This window comes from Streptomyces sp. NPDC104096 (genome assembly GCF_055584385.1).
Window position 1 is genome coordinate 226098 of record NZ_JBVJMD010000004.1, and the last position, 15660, is coordinate 241757.

Sequence of the window (15660 nt, forward strand, 5' to 3'; positions counted from 1 at the left end):
CCGGGGGTGGGTCAGGACGCGGGGGTGGGGTCCTGCTGGTCGCGGTTGGTGCGCAGCGCCCAGATGTGGTGGGGCGGGGTGGTCTCGTGCACCCGGGTCTCGTAGGTGTCGTCGACGCGGTCCATGTCGGCCGCGTACTCGACCCGGCCGCCGCAGGGGGCGTGCAGGAAGCGGAAGACGTTGGAGCCGACGGTGTGGCGGCCGAGCCGGCGGGCCTCCCGCCACCCCTGGTCGATCATGTGGTTGCCGCCCTCGATCACGTCGTCGAAGCCGGGGACCTCGTAGGCGATGTGGTTGACGCCCGCCTTGTCGGGGCGGTGGCACAGCAGCATGGTGTGCTGGTCGTCGTCGCCGGGGGCCTGCATGAACACGCCCATGGGCTCGACCACGTCGGTCGGGCGGAAGCCGAGGCGGCCGGTGTAGAACTCGACGGCCTCGTCCTTGCCCTGTTTGGGGATGTTGAGCGCGACATGGCACATGCGCAGCGGGCGCACCCGGGTGATGGGCGCCAGCGCGGTGTTCCAGCGGTGGACGCTGCCGAGCGCGTTGGCGGGCCGGGGCTCGACGGTCGCGGGCCGCGGCCGGGCGAGGGTGAGGCCGACGCCGAAACCGGTCTCGTCGACGGTGTGGTGGACGCCGTCGGCGCCCTCGCGCACCGGGCGGTCCTTCGCCACCGCGGCCACCAGCCGCTCCAGCTCCTGCGTGGTGTCCACGCCCCAGACCACCTCGCGCAGGGTGGGGCCGCTCTCCACCGGCGGCGGCAGCAGGGTGCCGGGGTCGGTGTCGAGGTGGAGGGTCTGTCCGGTGAGCGTCTCGAACACCGCGTGTTCGCCGGTCCGTTCCAGCGGGAACAGACCGAAGTCGTCGAAGAACCGGGCGCATTCGTCGAGGTCGTCGATGCTGTAGGTGACCGATTCGATTCTCTGGATTCCCATGGATTCCTCGTTTCCGGGTCGCCTGGCGAGCGTAGATTTCGGGGCGCGAGGGCCTCAATGGCCCGACCTCCACGGAGTGCGCAATCGTTTCTTGCGCGGTCGGCCCGCGCGCTCGCGCTTTCGCGCCACCGCGCTTTTCGTACGGCCGTCACCGCAGCGCGGGGAACGGATTGCGCGCGAACCAGTCGGCGAGGAATTCCAGGAACACGCTGATCTTGCGCGGGGTGTCCTGTCCCGGACCGTAGATCGCGTAGAGCGGGCGGTCGGGCACCGCCAGTTCCGGCAGCAGCACCTGGAGGGCGCCGGAGACGAGGTCGTCGTAGGCCGGCCGCTGGGGCAGCAGTGCGATGCCCCGGCCGTGCACGGCGGCCTTCTGCAGGGCGATGTAGGAGTTCGACGAGAACGCGATGTTGCGGATCTTGTGCAGGGTGCTCGCGTGACCGTGCCCGATGCGCCACACCGGGTCGTTGACGTGCACGAGGCAGTCGTGCGCGGCGACGTCGTTCGGGTGCGCGAGGACACCGTGCCTCTTGATGTAGTCCTGCGAGGCGCACAGCACGAAGGGCAGCGAGGAGATCTTCTTCAGGCGGACGCTGGAGTCCCGTAGGTCCCGGGTGTGGAAGGCGACGTCGAATCCGCCGTCCAGGAAGTCGTAGGTGCGGTCCGACATCCCGCCGAGTTCGAACCGGACCTGGATCTTCGGGTGGGCGGCGGAGAAGGCGGCGATGGCGTCGCCGAGGTCCAGACTGCCTATCCATTTGGGGCAGATGATGCTGAGCGTCCCCTCGGCCCGGTCGTGCAGCCGGGCGATGCCGGCGTCCTCGGCCTCGATCTCCTCCAGGATGCGGGCGGCGAACTCCGCGTACCGCTGTCCGGGCTGGGTGAGGCTGACCGAGCGGGCGGTGCGGTTGACCAGGCGGACCCCCACCTGGCGTTCCAGCTCGGCGACGTGCCTCGACACCAGCGAACCCGACGAGCCCAGCTTCTTGGCGGCCCCGCTGAAGCTGCCCACCTGGGCCACGGTGACGAAGCTGTGCATGAGGAGCAAGCGATCCATGTTTCCTCCGGGGACCACTCCCTGTCCGGCCCGCGCCGGGACAGGGGGCAAAGGGGTCGCCGAACCCCGCCGGAATGTCCTGACAGCGGCTCCACCAGGACATCTCGACGACTCGACGGACGTGCGGCTCGGACGTGCGAGTCGGGCACCGGTGACCGGTGGGGGCCCGGCGGCAGGTCCGGTGGGGCCTACTTCGGGCAGTACTGCGGCGCCTCGCTCAGGTTGTCCTCGGTGACCAACACAAGAGGAATGTTGGCAATCTTGTCAACCTTCTTCTTGGCAAGGAGGGCGACCGCGTCCTTGACCGCGGTCTGCCCGATGGTCAGCGCGGAGTTCGCGACGGTCGCGGAGAACTGCCCGCTCTTGACCGCGGCCAACCCCTCGTCGGTGCCGTTGACGGTGACGATCTTGACATCCTTGGCGCCCGCCGCGTCGAAGGCCTTGCGGACGGCGAAGGCCATCTCCTCGTTGGCGACGAAGGCGTAGTCGAGGTCCGGATCGGCCTGGATCATGTTCTCCGCCACGTCCTGGGCCTTCGCGGGGTTGAACATGCCGGGCTGGTTGGCGACCACCTTCGCGGTCGCTGGCAGCCCGCTCTCGAACCCGCCCACCAGCAGGTCGGAGGCGGCGCCCGGGGCGCCCGCGACGATGCCCACCTGGACGTCCTTGCCGCCGGCGTCCTGGGCGATCCAGCCGGCGTCCAGGCTGCCGACCTTCTTCAGGTCCACGACGGCCGCGCCGAGGATGTCGCCGGCGTCGCTGGTGGCCACGGAGGTCAGGTAGATCGGGATGCCGGACGCCTTCGCCTTGGCTATGTCGCCCTTGAGCGCGTCGACGTTCACGGTCTGCACGATCAGCGCGCTGACGTTGCGGGAGATCATGTCCTCGATGTTGGACAGCTCGGTCCCGGCGTTCTGGTGCGAGTTGGACGTGTAGACCTTGGCGTTCTCGGTCTTCGCCGTCTGCTCGACGGCCTTCTGCAGACAGCTGTGGAAGCTGGTGTCGCCCCCGTTGACGAACCCGAGGGTGACGTCGCCGGAGCTCGACGGGTCGTCGCTGTCGGCACAGGCGCTGAGCACCAGGGTGGTGCAGGCGACCGCGGCGAACAGGGCGTGACGGGAACGGGCGGGAAGTCTCATGGTGGACCGCCTTTCGGGACGGGCTGGGGCACGAAGGACCGCGGGCGCGGCGGACTGCCGGTACGACGGGCTGCGGGCGCGACGGACCGTGAGCACGACGGGCTGTGATCAGGACGTGCGGGAGCGAGGAGGGTGCGAGGGGGTGAAGAGGGTGCGGGGGGGTGGTGCTCAGTGCCGCGCGGAGCGGGCCTTGTGCATCTCGTTGGCGACGGCCGCGACGAGCAGCACCGCGCCGACGGAGACCGGCTGGTAGTTGCTGGAGAAGTCCAGGAGGTTGAGCGCGTTGGCGACCACGCCGAGGAGCACCAGGCCCAGGGCGGTGCCGGTCACGGTGCCGTAGCCGCCCGCGAGCGAGGTGCCGCCGATGACGACCGCGGCGACGACGGCGAGTTGCAGCGAGAGGCCGGCGGTGCCGCCGGGGCTGCTGGAGCCCAGCCGGGACAGCAGCATCAGGCCCGCCAGCCCGGAGAGGGCGCCGGTGGTGCCGTAGAGCACGAGCTTGCGCGCCGTGACGTTGATGCCGCTGAGGCGGGCGACGTGCTCGTTGCCGCCGATCGCGAAGGCGTCCCGGCCGAACACGGTGAACCTCATGACCAGGGCGGTGGCCACCAGCACCAGGACCGCCACGACCAGCAGGTACGGGACGCCGAGCACCTTGTTGTTCCCGAGCGCGAACATCCGGGTGCCGATGGAGATGGTGTTGCCGTCCTGCACCAGGAGGGCGACTCCGTCGAGCAGGGTGGCCGAGGCCAGGGTCGCGACGAAGGGCGCCACCCTGGTGAACGTCACGACCAGCCCGTTGACCAGACCGATGGCCGTGCCCAGCAGCAGCGCGACGGCCACCGCGTAACCGGTGGGCTGTCCGCTCGCCAGCAGCTTGGCCGCGACGGCGGCGGTGACCGCGACGTTGCTGCCCATGGAGAAGTCCATGCCGCCCGCGGTCATCAGCAGCGTGAGACCGGCGGCGAGCACGGCGTTGACGCTCACCTGGCTCAGGATGTTGACGATGTTGCGGTCGGTGGCGAAGGTCTCGGTCCGCAGCGCGGTGAAGGCGACCACGATCACCAGGACCGCGATCAGACCGGCGTGCGGCACGCCGCGCAGGGCGCCGGGCGAGAACCGGGAGCGGCGCCGGGTAGGCGGCTCGGAGACGCCGGGGGCGTCGGCAAGGGTCTTGACGCTCACTGCGGTTGACCTCCGAGGGCGGTGGCGACGAGCTCGTCGCGCGTGATGGCGGTGATGTCGTGCACGGCGACCGTGCGTCCGGCGCTGACCACGACGACCCGGTCGGCCAGCCGCATGACCTCCTCGGCGGAGGAGGAGGCGAGCAGTACGGCCACTCCGCGCGCGGCGAGGTCGTCGACGAGGCTGTGGATGTCGGCCATGGCCGCGATGTCCACGCCGTTGGTGGGGTCCTCGAGGAAGCAGGCGGCCGGTCCGGTCTCCAGCCACTTGCCCAGCAGTACCTTCTGCTGGTTGCCGCCGGACAGCGCGCTCACCGGAGGGTTCCCGGTCAGGGAGACCACCCCGTAGGCGCGGCGCACCGGTTCGGCCCGGCGGGCGAGCCGGTCCCGGCGGTGCAGCCGGCGGCGGGTGAAGCGGTCGTCGGCGAGCATCAGGTTCTCGTCCAGGGACAGGTCCGGTACCAGGCCCAGGGTGCGGCGGTCGCCCGTGACGCAGCGCAGGCCGCTGCCGAGGGAGGCCGGGATGCTGCCGACGGCCACCGGGCGGCCGTCCACGCGCAGTTCGCCGCGGTCGGGCCGCTGTCGTCCCGACAGCAGGTCGAACAGCCGCGACTGCGCGTCGCCGGCCGGTCCGAGGACGGCGACGACCTCGCCCCTGCGCACCTCGACGGAGAAGTCCCTGATCGCCCGGCCCTGGCTCAACGACCTTATGTCCAGGCCGAGTTCGCTCTTCGGCGCGGGGCGGTCGGGGCGCCGTGAGACGACGTCCCGGCCGACCATGGCGCGCACCAGTCCGGCGGGGTCCAGCTCCGCGGCCGGCCCGGTGCGCACCACCGATCCGTCCCGCAGGACGGTGACGCGGTCGGCGACGGCCATCACCTCGTCGATGTAGTGCGAGATGTAGACGACGGCGACGCCGTCGTCGCGCAGCCGGCGCACCAGGGCGCGGATCCGGTCGGCGTCCCTGGCGCTCAGGCAGGCGGTGGGTTCGTCGAGGACGAGGACGCGGCCGCCGCGGCGGACCTCGCGGGCCACCTCGACCATGGTCTGCTCGGCGACGGTGAGCGAACCCGCGGTACGCGCCACGTCGATGTCGATGCCGAGCGAGCGCAGCGCCTCGCGGGCCTGCTGCCGTACGGCCTTCCAGCGCACCGCGGCGGCCCGGGTGGGCAGGTCGCCGAGCAGGACGTTCTCGGCGACCGTGAGGCCCATGGCCAGTTCGCGGCGCTGCGGCACCGAGGCGATGCCGAGCCGGCGGGCCCTGCGCACGGTCAGCCCGGGGTGCGCGTGACCGTCGACCTCCACGGTGCCGCCGTCGGGCTGGTGCACCCCGGACAGGACCTGCACCAGCGTCGACTTGCCGGCGCCGTTCATGCCCATCAGGGCGTGGATCTCCCCCGGGTACAGGTCGAGGTCGACCCCTTTGAGCGCCGCCGCCCCGCCGAAGCTCTTGCGGACGCCCCGGATCCGCAGGACGGCCGTGGCGGCCGTACCGGCACCGCTGTCGGTGCTCTTCCTCGCGGTCACGGCAGTACCTCCCTGCGTACGCGGGCGGGTCGGGGAACTCACGGCTGCGGCCGTTCGGCCGCGGCGAGGACGCGTCCGTGGCCGCGGATGTCGGGGAACGGGGGTTCCTTGTCGGCCTGGAGGTCGACCTGGAAGGTGTTCAGGCACATGCCGAGCATGGTGAAGTTGCCGAGCGCGCCGATGGTGTCGACCAGGCCTTTGGAGCCGAAGTGCGCGAGGGCGCGGGCGAACGTCTCGTCGGTGACGAAATGCTCGTCGAGGATCTCCCGGCAGAACTGGTAGAAAACCTGGTCCACTTCGTTGTCGAAGACCGCCTCGCGCTTTTCGGCGATGGCCTTCACGGCGGTCTGCGGAATGCCGGCCTCGATCGCCTGGTGCACATGCGCGTTCCACGAGTACTGGGCGTCCCAGTTGCGGGCCGCCATCAGCAGCGTGAGTTCCCGCAGGTGCTTGGGGAGACTGCAGTCGAACCGGGCGAACGCACCGAGCGACTCGGCCCGTTCGCACATCTCCGGGCTGTGCAGCCAGACCCGGAACGGACCGCGGACGGCACCGCGGCGGCCGGCGATACGGGCCGCCAGTTCCTGCTGCCGCGGGTCCATTTCCTCTTCGTCGAGAACGGGGAGCCTCATCTGGCCGTTACCTGCCTTTTCTTTCCGGCGCGTTTCCCTCACGGGTCGAGAAGCCGTGCGGTGACAGGTGACGGTACAGCCGGGTCCGGGTTGCTCACCCTCCTCGGAATGCAAGGTAAAGCTGCACGCCGGAGGGCACCCGTTCACGCCCTCGCGACCTAACGTCGTTCCTCGCATCACGTCGGAAGTGGAAGGGAACCCCGGATGACCACGATCATCAAGGTCGCGTCCGTGCCGCTGCTGGACAGGGGCGGTTCGGTCGTGACGACACCGCTGATCACGACCCCGTCGGCGGGCGGGGAGAACCGCATCACCAGCGGGATGAGCGTCTATCCGGTGGGCTCCGGCGCGCCGCTGCACTCGCACAACTGCGACGAGCACGTGACGGTCCTCGACGGCGAGGCGGAGGTGTGGGTCGACGGCGAGGTCACCAGGCTGGAGCGGTACGACACGACGTACATCCCCTCCCCGATCCCCCACCTCTTCCGCAACGTCGGCGACCGTCCGCTGCGCATCCTGTGGGTGTACTCCTCCGGGCACGTCACGCGGACGTTCACGGAGACGGGCACGACGGTGGAACACCTCTCGGCCGCGGACCAGATGGGCTGATCCCGGCCCGGCACCCCCAAAAAAGGCGCGACGCCGGCCCCCGCGTGGTTGCGGTGGCCGGCGTCCCTCGTGGTCCCCCGGGTCCGGGTGGGGTCGCGGTCAGTGCGCGGCGACCAGCTCCTGCTCCGTGCTGTCCGTGCCCGCGGCCCTGGTGCTGCGCAGGGCGGCGATCCCGATGAAGACCATCGAGGACAGGCCCGCCAGGGCGAAGGCGGTGAAGCCCCAGTCGCCGTGGTTCGCGGCGAGCAGCTGGCCGCCGAGCCACGGGCCGAAGACGGCGCCGAAGCGGCCCATGCCGGAGGTCCAGCCGACGGCGGTGGCGCGGTCGCCCGGGTTGGAGCGGATCGAGACGGTCGCGTAGATCATCGTCTGGGCGCTGTTGAGGAAGACGCCGGTGAGGAAGACGACCACCATGGTCACGCTCATCGGCATGTGCACGCTGAGCAGGAAGACTCCGGCGGCGGTCAGCGCGAACCAGAGCGCGGAGACCCGCGGGGCGCCGAAGCGGTCGGCGGCCCGGCCGGCCAGCAGCATGCCCACGATGCCGCCGAGGTTGAAGACGACCACGAAGGTCAGGGCCGAGCCGAGCTCGTAGCCCTCGGCGCGCATCAGGGTGGGCAGCCAGGTGGCGACGCCGTAGACCAGCAGCAGACCGCCGAAGGAGGCCAGCCAGTACAGCAGGGTCTGCGTCCACTCGCCCCCGCGGAAGAGGTTGACCAGCGCGTTCCAGCGGTCGGCCGCGCCCTGGCGGACGGACGACCTGGTCGCGGGCAGCTCGACGTCGTAGCGGTCGGCCAGCGCGCGGGCCTCCTCGGTGCGGCCCTTGGCGACCAGGAAGCTCAGCGACTCGGGCAGGAACCTGGCCAGCACCGGGGCGAAGAGCAGCGGGGTCACGCAGACCCAGAACGCGGACTGCCAGCCGACCGGCTCCACCAGCCACTTGGCCACGTAGGCGGAGAGGATGCCGCCGGCGTGGTGGGCGGTCATCAGCAGGCCTATGACGATGGCGCCGCGGCCGCGGGGGGCGTAGTCGGAGACCATGCTGATCGCGGTGGGCAGCAGGCCGCCGAGGCCGATGCCCGCCAGGGTCCGGCCCAGGCCGAAGACCGCGAGGCTGTCCGCCAGGGCGCACACGCCGGAGGCCAGCGAGAACAGGGCCACGCAGGCGACCATGAGCTTCTTGCGGCCGATCCGGTCGGCGACGGTGCCCGCGGTGAGGGCGCCGACCAGCATGCCGAAGGTGGCGTAGCTGCCGAGGTCGCCGGCCTGGTCGGGGGTGAGGCCGAAGGTCTTCGTCGCGAGCAGGTGCGGCAGCACCGAGCCGTAGATGAACATGTCGAGGCCGTCGAAGAGGACGGCCAGCCAGCACAGACCGACGACCAGGAAGGCCAGTCTGCTGCCGCGGGCGGGCAGCGCGAGGGAGGAGGACATCTTTGTTTTCCTCTCGTCCAGGAGGCGTTCCCTGGAGGAACTCGATGAGGGTCCCCCCGCTCGGGCGGAACCGAGGACTCGGGGGAGGGCCGCCGCGGCTCGTGCGGCCGACCCGGTGTGCGCTAGACGCTAAGGATCTCCCCCAGAAGTGTCAACGCTTTTGTCAACAATCTCATCAACGGTCTGCTGGAGGGGATCCGTCGTCGTACGCGCGAAGGGGTGGGCGCGCACCTCGGTGCGCCGCCCACCCCCGTGGAGGCCCCCGTTACGCGACCGGCGGTGTGCCGTGCGTGTGGAAGGACTGGATCGTCTTGAGGCCCCAGGCCTGCCCCTTGGCGCGCTCCGCCTCGGTCCAGGTGATCAGCGGCCAGTCGGGGGCCAGCACCAGCCGGGTGAGCGGGTTGCACAGCTCGATCCGGTTGCCGCCCGGCTCGTAGACGTAGAGGAAGAACGTCTGCTGGATGGCGTGCTTGTGCGGACCGGTCTCGATGAACACCCCGCTGTCGATGGCGAGGTCGGCGGCGCGCAGGACGTCCTCGCGGGTGTCGGTCGCGAAGGCGATGTGGTGCAGCCGGCCGGCCGAGCCGGTCCAGTCCGAGGTGTAGACGACGTCGTACGACTTGTCGGTGAAGGTCAGCCAGCGGGCCGCGATCTTCCCGGTGTCGAGCCGGATCTGCTCGGTGGGCCGGGCGCCCAGCACGTTCTGCTGGAACTCGGCGTTGGCGAGCACGTCGGCGGCCAGGAAGTTGATGTGGTCCAGGCGCCGCACGCCCACGCCCCGGTTCGGCTTGGCCTGCGGCTGGTTCTTCAGGGCCGGCTTCAGCTCGTCGGGGGCCCGGTAGTACTCGCTCTCCCAGTACAGGGCGTGCTCGTGGCCGTCCGGGTCGGTGGTGACGTACACCTTGCCCAGGCCCGGTTCGTCCTCGGCCCAGTGGCCGGTGCCGCCCGCCGCCTCGACCGCCTCGATCCGGCGGTGCAGGGCCTCCTCGCTGGAGGTGCGCAGGGCCAGCCGGCCGAGGCCGGGCTGTTCGCGGGCGGTGAGCACCAGGCTGTGGTGCTCGTAGTCGTCGAAGGTGCGCAGATATACGGTGTCGCCCTGCTGCCCGTTGACGGTGAGGCCCAGGTAGTCGGTGAAGAAGGCGACGCTGGCGTCCAGGTCCGGGGTGAACAGCTGGGCGTGGCCGATGTGGGCGATGTCGCCGAGCGGCGGGGTCATCGCTGACCTCCTCGGGATGGTGCGGATGCGGGCGCGGCACACGGTGCCGGGGACCGGAACGGTCCCGTCTCGGCGGACCTGGGGAACACGGTGCCGTCGAAGATCTTGCGAGCCGTGCGGACGACGGCCGTGCGGCGGGCGGTGGGCAGGCCGTCGGGTCCGGCCCCGAGGCTACTTTCGATGTCCAGGAATCCGGTGGGATGTTCGATGCGAACCTGGTCACCCCGGGCCGGGAGCCGGGCGAGCTCGGCGCCCACTCCCCCTTCGATCCGAAGGCCCGCGGCGACACTGGCCGCGGCGAGCACCCCGATCGACGGATGGCAGCGGACCGGAATGAAGGTCCGGGTGGTGATCGCGCCGCCGTGACGCGGTGCGGCGAGCAGCGTGAGCTTGGGCACGGTGGTGTCCGAGACCTCGCCCAGCCCCATCAGCCGGCCCGCCGCCAGGCGGATCTCCCGCAGCCGGTCGGCCAGCGCGAGGTCCTCCTCCAGGTCCTTGGGGTTCTCGTAGCCGGTGACCTTGAGGTCGGCGGCGGCCATGAGCACGGTCGGCATGCCGTTGTCCACGCAGGTCACCGGTATGCCGTCGATCAGGTCCCGGACCTTGCCGGTGGGCAGCAGCGGGCCCGCGCCCGGCGGGAACTCGATCGTCACGGGGGCGGCTGTGCCGGGTACGCCCGAGATCTCGGCGTCGCCCGTGTAGTCGACGCGGCCACCGGGGGTCGGGAAGGTCGCCGTGGCGAGGTCGCCGCTGTTGACCATCCGGATGCGTACGGAGGTGCGCTCCGGCCCCGCCGGGACCAGGCCGCGCTCCACCGCGAACGGGCCGACGCCGGCCAGGATGTTCCCGCAGTTCTGACGGTCGCTCACCTCGGGCCGGTCGACGGCCACTTGGAGGAAGAGGTAGTCGACGTCGGCCCGCGGGTCGGCGGACGGCGAGATCACGCCCACCTTGCTGGTGAGCGGGTGCGCCCCGCCCAGGCCGTCGATCTGCCGCTCGTCCGGGCTGCCCATGACGCGCAGCAGCAGCGCGTCCCGGGCGGCCGGCTCGGCGGGCAGGTCGGCGGCCAGGAAGTAGGCGCCCTTGGAGGTGCCGCCCCGCATCAACAGGCAGGGCACCTCCTCGGACCCGCCGGTCACGATCCGGCTCCCTCGCCGGTGTACTCCTCGTAGCTGCGGTATTCGACGCCGAGGCGTACGAGGGTCTCGCGCAGGCCGTAGCGGTCCAGGCCGAGTTCGCCGTCGAGGAAGGCGGCCCGGGTCCCGGCCTCCTTGGCCTCGCGGGCCTCGGACGCCTCGACCGTGGCGCGGGCGCGTTCGCGGGGGACGACCACCACGCCGTCGTCGTCGGCGAGGACCACGTCACCGGGGCGGACGACCTGGCCGTCGATGGCGATCGGCACGTTGACCGAGCCGCCGGTGGCCTTGACCGTGCCCTGCGAGGAGACCGCCCGCGCCCAGGCCGCGAAGCCCATGTCGCGCAGCTCCTGGGTGTCGCGGATACCGGCGTTCGTGACCACGCCCCGCACCCCGCGCCGCTGGAGCGCGGTGGCGAACAGCTCGCCGAACATGCCGTCGGTGGACGGCGAGGTGGTGGTCACCACCAGGATGTCGCCCTCGCCGCACTGCTCGACGGCGGCGTGGATCATGAGGTTGTCGCCGGGCCAGCTGAGCACGGTGACCGCGGTGCCGGCGACCCGTACGCCCTGCTGGACGGGACGGATCTCCGGGCCGAGCAGGCCGGTGCGACCCATCGCCTCGCTGACGGTGGCCACGCCGAAGCCGGCCAGCGCGTCGACGTCCTTGGCGTCCGCCTTCGGCGGTCCGGTGACGATCACGCCGCTCATGCCAGCTCCTTGGCGATCTCCGGGTACGGACGCATGTAGGCCTCGGCCATGGTCTTGTGCGCCAGGCCCAGGTTGGGGCCCGCGTTGCGCTTGAGCTGGACCCCGCGGCGGACGGCCAGGTCGGTGTAGTAGTCCCACAGGTGCTGCTGGGCGCCGAGGCACTCCATGGCCTTGCGCTTGGTGTCCCACACCTCGGTGATGTCGAGCAGCACCTCGGGCCTGAAGCCGCTCATCTCGGGCTGGTGCGGCTCGAAGAAGAAGACCGGCGGGGCGCCGATGATCTCGCCGGGACCGGGGTAGCCGATGGCCTGGGCGAGCACGCGGGCCTCCAGCGCCATGCGGTTCGCGGCCGGGTGGTCGCCGTTGTACGGGTCCTCGACCGGGTGGGTGAGGACCACGTCCGGCTGGGTCTCGCGGTAGACCTCGACCAGCTTGTCGGTCAGCTCGGCGGTGGCGACCAGGGGGTAGTCGCCGGCGTCGAAGAAGCGGACCTCGGCACCGAGGGCGGCGGCGGCGCGCTCGGCCTCGTCACGGCGTATCGCCTTGATCTCGTCGAGCGTCCTGCCCTCGCGCCACGCCTTCGCGGACTCCCCGCGCTCACCGAAGGTCAGACACGCGATGGTGACCTTCTCCCCCCGGGAGGCGGCCAGGGCGATGGCTCCGCCGGCACGCCAGACGAAGTCCCCGGCGTGCGCGGTGATGACGAGGGTCGAGCGTGGTGGGCCGGCGGGCGCGTTGCCATGCGTCATTGCTGGGATCTCTCCTTCTTACGGGCTCGGTCGGCCGCCGGGCGCTGGCGCCTGTGCCGACGGGGCGGGCGCGCTCGGCCCGTCGGGCCTGCGCGCGCACCCTTCCGACACAGGCACGCCCTCTCGGCTCACCGGCCTTGATGGACAGGTACGCGCCCGTCCCGCGTGTGCCGGTCGGCTGCGCTTCAGTCGCGCAACGCCTCGATCACGCTGTCGAGATGGGCGCGGACGGCCGCTTCGGCCGCCTGCGGGTCCCTGGCCCGGATCGCTTCGATCATGGCCAGGTGCTCGTTCAGGGATTGCTGCGGCCGTCCGGGACGCAGCGCCAACTGGAATCGGTGTCGCACCAGTTGGGCGTTGAGTCGTTCCAGCAGTTCCTGGGCGGTCCGCTGGTCGGAGAACTCCCGGATCCGGACGTGCAGTTCGTGGTTGAGGTCGGAGTAGGTCACCGGCTCGCCGTCGGCCACGGCCTTGGTCATGGCCGTGCCGAGGTCGGTCAGTTCGTTCAGCTGATCGTCGCTGGCCGCGACGGCCGCCTTCGCCGCGCACAGTCCTTCGAGGACCATGCGGCACTCCGTGATGGCGACCGCTTCGTCCACGGTCACCACCCGCACCCGCGAACCGCGGTTGCGGATGCGCTCGACGAGCCCCTGGGACTCCAGGTCGATGAGCGCGGCCCGGATGCTGGCCCGTGTCACACCGAACTGCTCGGCGAGCTCGTTCTCCACCAACCGCTGCGCCGGTGCCATGTCGCCGTGCAGGATCGCCTGCCGTAGCTGCGTCAACGCGTGCTGCTTGGCCTGCTCCCCGGTGCTCGGACGGACTTCTGTCGGCATGTGCCCTCCCTGAGTGAGTGCCTGTCGAACCTAAATCTAGCCAAACAAGATTGTCAACAATTTTGTCTGCTGTATTGCGCGCATGATCCGCCCCAGGGCGCGCGTGGTTCGCCGGCGCCGCGGTCCCGGGGCGGTGCCGGGTGACCCTTGCGCGCCGTGTGCGGCCGGCCCGCCGACCGGCCGGGTGCGGGGTCCGGTCGCTACTTGATGAGGGCGTTCGCGACCACGACGACCAGTCCGAGCAGCGCGTCGCCCAGGCCGACCAGCACGCACTTGATCCAGGACCGCCGCAGGCGCCGCGAGGTGACCAGGCCCAGGGCGAACAGCAGCGCCATGTTCAGGGCGAACGCCGGGTACTCCACGCCGTTCGGCGGCAGCCGGCCCCAGCCCGCCGCGGCCAGCAGCGCCACCGTGGGCAGCACGGCGGCGACCAGCGGCCACTCGTCGGTGAGGCTGCGCAGCAGGTCCCGGCGGCGCTGCGGCCGACGCTCCGCGACGTAGTGGGCGTAGCCGTGCGCGAGGGCCGACGCGAGCGCCGTGACCAGCAGCCAGGCGGCGTCGTAGCGACGGCCCGCCTGGTCGGTGTGGCCGTACCGGGTGAGCGCCGCGACCATCGAGCTGGCCAGTACGGCGCCGTAGACACCGCCGAAGAAGACGGCCTCCAGGGTGTCGTGCCGGTGCGCGTCGGCGGTCGCCGTGGTGTCGGTCATACCTCGACGATCACGCGCGCCGGGCGCCGGCGCCAGCGCGCGCGGCCCCGACGAAGTGTCCCGCCGCCCGGGCCGATACTGCACACCCTGTCGGCGGCCGTCCGGCGGACCGGCTCGCTAGGGTCGGCCCATGATCCCCAGCTTCGTGGTCCACGTCCCCGACGCCGAGCTCGAACCCGAGCCGCTCGACCCCGCCCAGATCGTCTCCGGCAGCCCCGAGGTGACCGGGAAGGTGGTCTGGGAGTCGGACGACGGCCGGCAGCTCCGCGGGGTCTGGCAGATCACGCCCGGCGTCGTCACCGACACGGAGGCCGACGAGCTGTTCGTCGTGGTCAGCGGCTCGGCGACGATCGAGGTCGAGGGCGGGCCCACGCTGCGGGTCGGACCGGGTGACCTGGCGGTGCTGCGCGAGGGCGACCGGACGACGTGGACGGTCCACGAGACCCTGCGCAAGGTGTACGCGATCAACCTGTGACGGGCCACCGGGCACCGCGCCCGCGCGGGGCCGGACCGCGCGGAGGGAGCCGACCGGGGCCGGGTGCCGACCGGGGTCTTTGACACCGGCGTCTCCCGCGCCCAGGGTGGGCCGGACGGATACCCGGACCGGTCCAGGAGGGGCTGTCATGGTGCTGCGTACGCTCGGTGTCGCCGTCGTCGGGTTCGGCTGGATGGGCCGGGTGCACTCCCGGGCGTACGCGCGGGTCCGGCACCACTATCCGCACCTGCCCCTGACTCCGCGGCTGGTGGCGGTCGCCGACGACGTGCCGGGCCGGGCGGAGGAGGCCGCCGGGCAGTTCGGGTTCGCCACCGCCGTGCGCGACTGGCGCGAGGTGGCCGCCGACCCGCGCGTCGAGGCGGTCAGCGTCACCGCACCGAACTTCCTGCACCGGGAGATCGGGGTCGCGATGGCCGAGGCGGGCAAGCACCTCTGGATCGAGAAGCCGGTGGGCCTGACGGCGGCGGACGCCCGCGCGGTGGCGGACGCGGTCGCCGGGGCCGGAGTGCAGGGCACGGTCGGCTTCAACTACCGCGCCGCACCCGCCGTCCAGGCCGCCCGCGAGCTGATCGCCGCCGGCGGGATCGGCGCCGTCACCCATGTCCGCATCCGTCTGTTCAGCGACTACGCCGCCCATCCGGAGGCCGCGCTGACCTGGCGGTACGAGCGCCGCCGGGGTGGCAGCGGAGTGCTGGGCGACCTCGCCTCGCACGGCGCGGACCTGGCCCGCTACCTGCTCGGCGACATCGCGTCCCTCACCGCCGACACAGCCGTCTTCGTGCCGCGGCGGCCCCGCCCGCCCGGCGCGACGGCCGGGCACGAGCGGGCCGCGGGCGGCGAGTGCGGACCGGTCGAGAACGAGGACTACGTCAGCTGCCTGCTCCGCTTCGTCTCCGGCGCCCGCGGTGTCCTGGAGGCCTGCCGGGTCTCGGTCGGCGAGCAGAACAACTACGGCTTCGAGGTGCACGGCACCCGCGGCGCCGTCCTCTGGGACTTCCGCAGGATGGACGAGCTGGGCGTCAGCCGTGGCACGGCCTACCAGGACCAGCCGGTGGCCACGCGCCATGTCGGACCGGGCGACGGCGAGTTCGGCGCCTTCCAGCCGGGCGCCGCGAACGCGATGGGCTACGACGACCTGAAGGTGATCGAGGCGTACCGCTTCCTGCGTTCGGTCGCCGAGGGCACCGCGCACGGCGCCGGCCTAGGCGACGCCGTGGCGAGCGCCGCCGCGCTGGACGCGATGGCGCGGTCCGCGCGGGACGGCACCTGGGTCGACGTGGCGTCGCGGTAGGC

The 15660-nt window shown here is 71.8% G+C and carries 16 protein-coding genes; 3 read left to right on the plus strand and 13 right to left on the minus strand.

Annotated features, from left to right (window positions below; translation table 11 throughout):
* Window positions 1-11: 11 nt before the first annotated feature.
* The 6 genes from ACZ60B_RS07120 to ACZ60B_RS07145 form a co-directional block, all read right to left on the minus strand.
* On the minus strand, window positions 12-935 hold the full coding sequence (locus ACZ60B_RS07120) for a VOC family protein (protein ID WP_469384910.1): 924 nt from the start codon (window positions 933-935) through the stop codon (window positions 12-14).
* Window positions 936-1083: 148 nt separating this feature from the next.
* The gene (locus ACZ60B_RS07125) at window positions 1084-1992 is read right to left on the minus strand and encodes a LysR family transcriptional regulator (protein ID WP_469384912.1); all 909 of its coding nucleotides are present in this window, start codon (window positions 1990-1992) and stop codon (window positions 1084-1086) included.
* 188 nt (window positions 1993-2180) lie between these two features.
* Window positions 2181-3131: a sugar ABC transporter substrate-binding protein gene (locus ACZ60B_RS07130; protein WP_469384914.1), complete on the minus strand. Its 951-nt coding sequence runs from the start codon at window positions 3129-3131 to the stop codon at window positions 2181-2183.
* Between the two features lie 168 nt (window positions 3132-3299).
* On the minus strand, window positions 3300-4316 hold the full coding sequence (locus ACZ60B_RS07135) for an ABC transporter permease (RefSeq protein WP_469384916.1): 1017 nt from the start codon (window positions 4314-4316) through the stop codon (window positions 3300-3302).
* Window positions 4313-5842 (minus strand): sugar ABC transporter ATP-binding protein, encoded by a 1530-nt coding sequence (locus ACZ60B_RS07140; protein ID WP_469384918.1) that lies wholly within the window; start codon window positions 5840-5842, stop codon window positions 4313-4315. Before ACZ60B_RS07140 ends, ACZ60B_RS07135 begins: the two co-directional genes overlap by 4 nt.
* 38 nt (window positions 5843-5880) lie before the next feature.
* Window positions 5881-6444: a carboxymuconolactone decarboxylase family protein gene (locus ACZ60B_RS07145; RefSeq protein WP_469385081.1), complete on the minus strand. Its 564-nt coding sequence runs from the start codon at window positions 6442-6444 to the stop codon at window positions 5881-5883.
* Between the two features lie 234 nt (window positions 6445-6678).
* Between ACZ60B_RS07145 and ACZ60B_RS07150 the strand changes: the two genes are divergently transcribed.
* The gene (locus tag ACZ60B_RS07150; RefSeq protein WP_469384920.1) at window positions 6679-7083 is read left to right on the plus strand and encodes a cupin domain-containing protein; all 405 of its coding nucleotides are present in this window, start codon (window positions 6679-6681) and stop codon (window positions 7081-7083) included.
* Between the two features lie 99 nt (window positions 7084-7182).
* Here ACZ60B_RS07150 and ACZ60B_RS07155 read toward each other — a convergent pair whose 3' ends face one another.
* From ACZ60B_RS07155 to ACZ60B_RS07185, 7 genes are all read right to left on the minus strand, one after another.
* Window positions 7183-8514 (minus strand): MFS transporter, encoded by a 1332-nt coding sequence (locus ACZ60B_RS07155; RefSeq protein ID WP_469384921.1) that lies wholly within the window; start codon window positions 8512-8514, stop codon window positions 7183-7185.
* 265 nt (window positions 8515-8779) lie between these two features.
* The gene (locus tag ACZ60B_RS07160) at window positions 8780-9730 is read right to left on the minus strand and encodes a catechol 2,3-dioxygenase (protein ID WP_469384922.1); all 951 of its coding nucleotides are present in this window, start codon (window positions 9728-9730) and stop codon (window positions 8780-8782) included.
* A complete protein-coding gene (locus ACZ60B_RS07165) occupies window positions 9727-10869 on the minus strand; it encodes a 4-oxalomesaconate tautomerase (RefSeq protein WP_469384924.1) in 1143 nt (380 codons plus the stop codon). The genes ACZ60B_RS07160 and ACZ60B_RS07165 overlap by 4 nt, the downstream gene beginning before the upstream one ends.
* The gene (locus ACZ60B_RS07170; RefSeq protein WP_469384926.1) at window positions 10866-11576 is read right to left on the minus strand and encodes a 4-carboxy-4-hydroxy-2-oxoadipate aldolase/oxaloacetate decarboxylase; all 711 of its coding nucleotides are present in this window, start codon (window positions 11574-11576) and stop codon (window positions 10866-10868) included. Before ACZ60B_RS07170 ends, ACZ60B_RS07165 begins: the two co-directional genes overlap by 4 nt.
* Entirely contained in the window at window positions 11573-12325 is a 753-nt protein-coding gene (locus ACZ60B_RS07175) for a PIG-L deacetylase family protein (protein WP_152891600.1), read from the minus strand. The genes ACZ60B_RS07170 and ACZ60B_RS07175 overlap by 4 nt, the downstream gene beginning before the upstream one ends.
* Window positions 12326-12510: 185 nt before the next feature.
* The gene (locus ACZ60B_RS07180) at window positions 12511-13161 is read right to left on the minus strand and encodes a GntR family transcriptional regulator (protein ID WP_469384927.1); all 651 of its coding nucleotides are present in this window, start codon (window positions 13159-13161) and stop codon (window positions 12511-12513) included.
* Between the two features lie 200 nt (window positions 13162-13361).
* Entirely contained in the window at window positions 13362-13871 is a 510-nt protein-coding gene (locus ACZ60B_RS07185; RefSeq protein WP_469384928.1) for a hypothetical protein, read from the minus strand.
* 130 nt (window positions 13872-14001) lie between these two features.
* Here ACZ60B_RS07185 and ACZ60B_RS07190 point away from each other — a divergent pair, with 130 nt between their 5' ends.
* Complete coding sequence (locus tag ACZ60B_RS07190; protein WP_450664816.1) at window positions 14002-14346, plus strand: cupin domain-containing protein; 345 nt, start codon at window positions 14002-14004, stop codon at window positions 14344-14346.
* Window positions 14347-14497: 151 nt separating this feature from the next.
* Complete coding sequence (locus ACZ60B_RS07195; protein WP_469385084.1) at window positions 14498-15658, plus strand: Gfo/Idh/MocA family protein; 1161 nt, start codon at window positions 14498-14500, stop codon at window positions 15656-15658.
* Window positions 15659-15660: the final 2 nt, after the last annotated feature.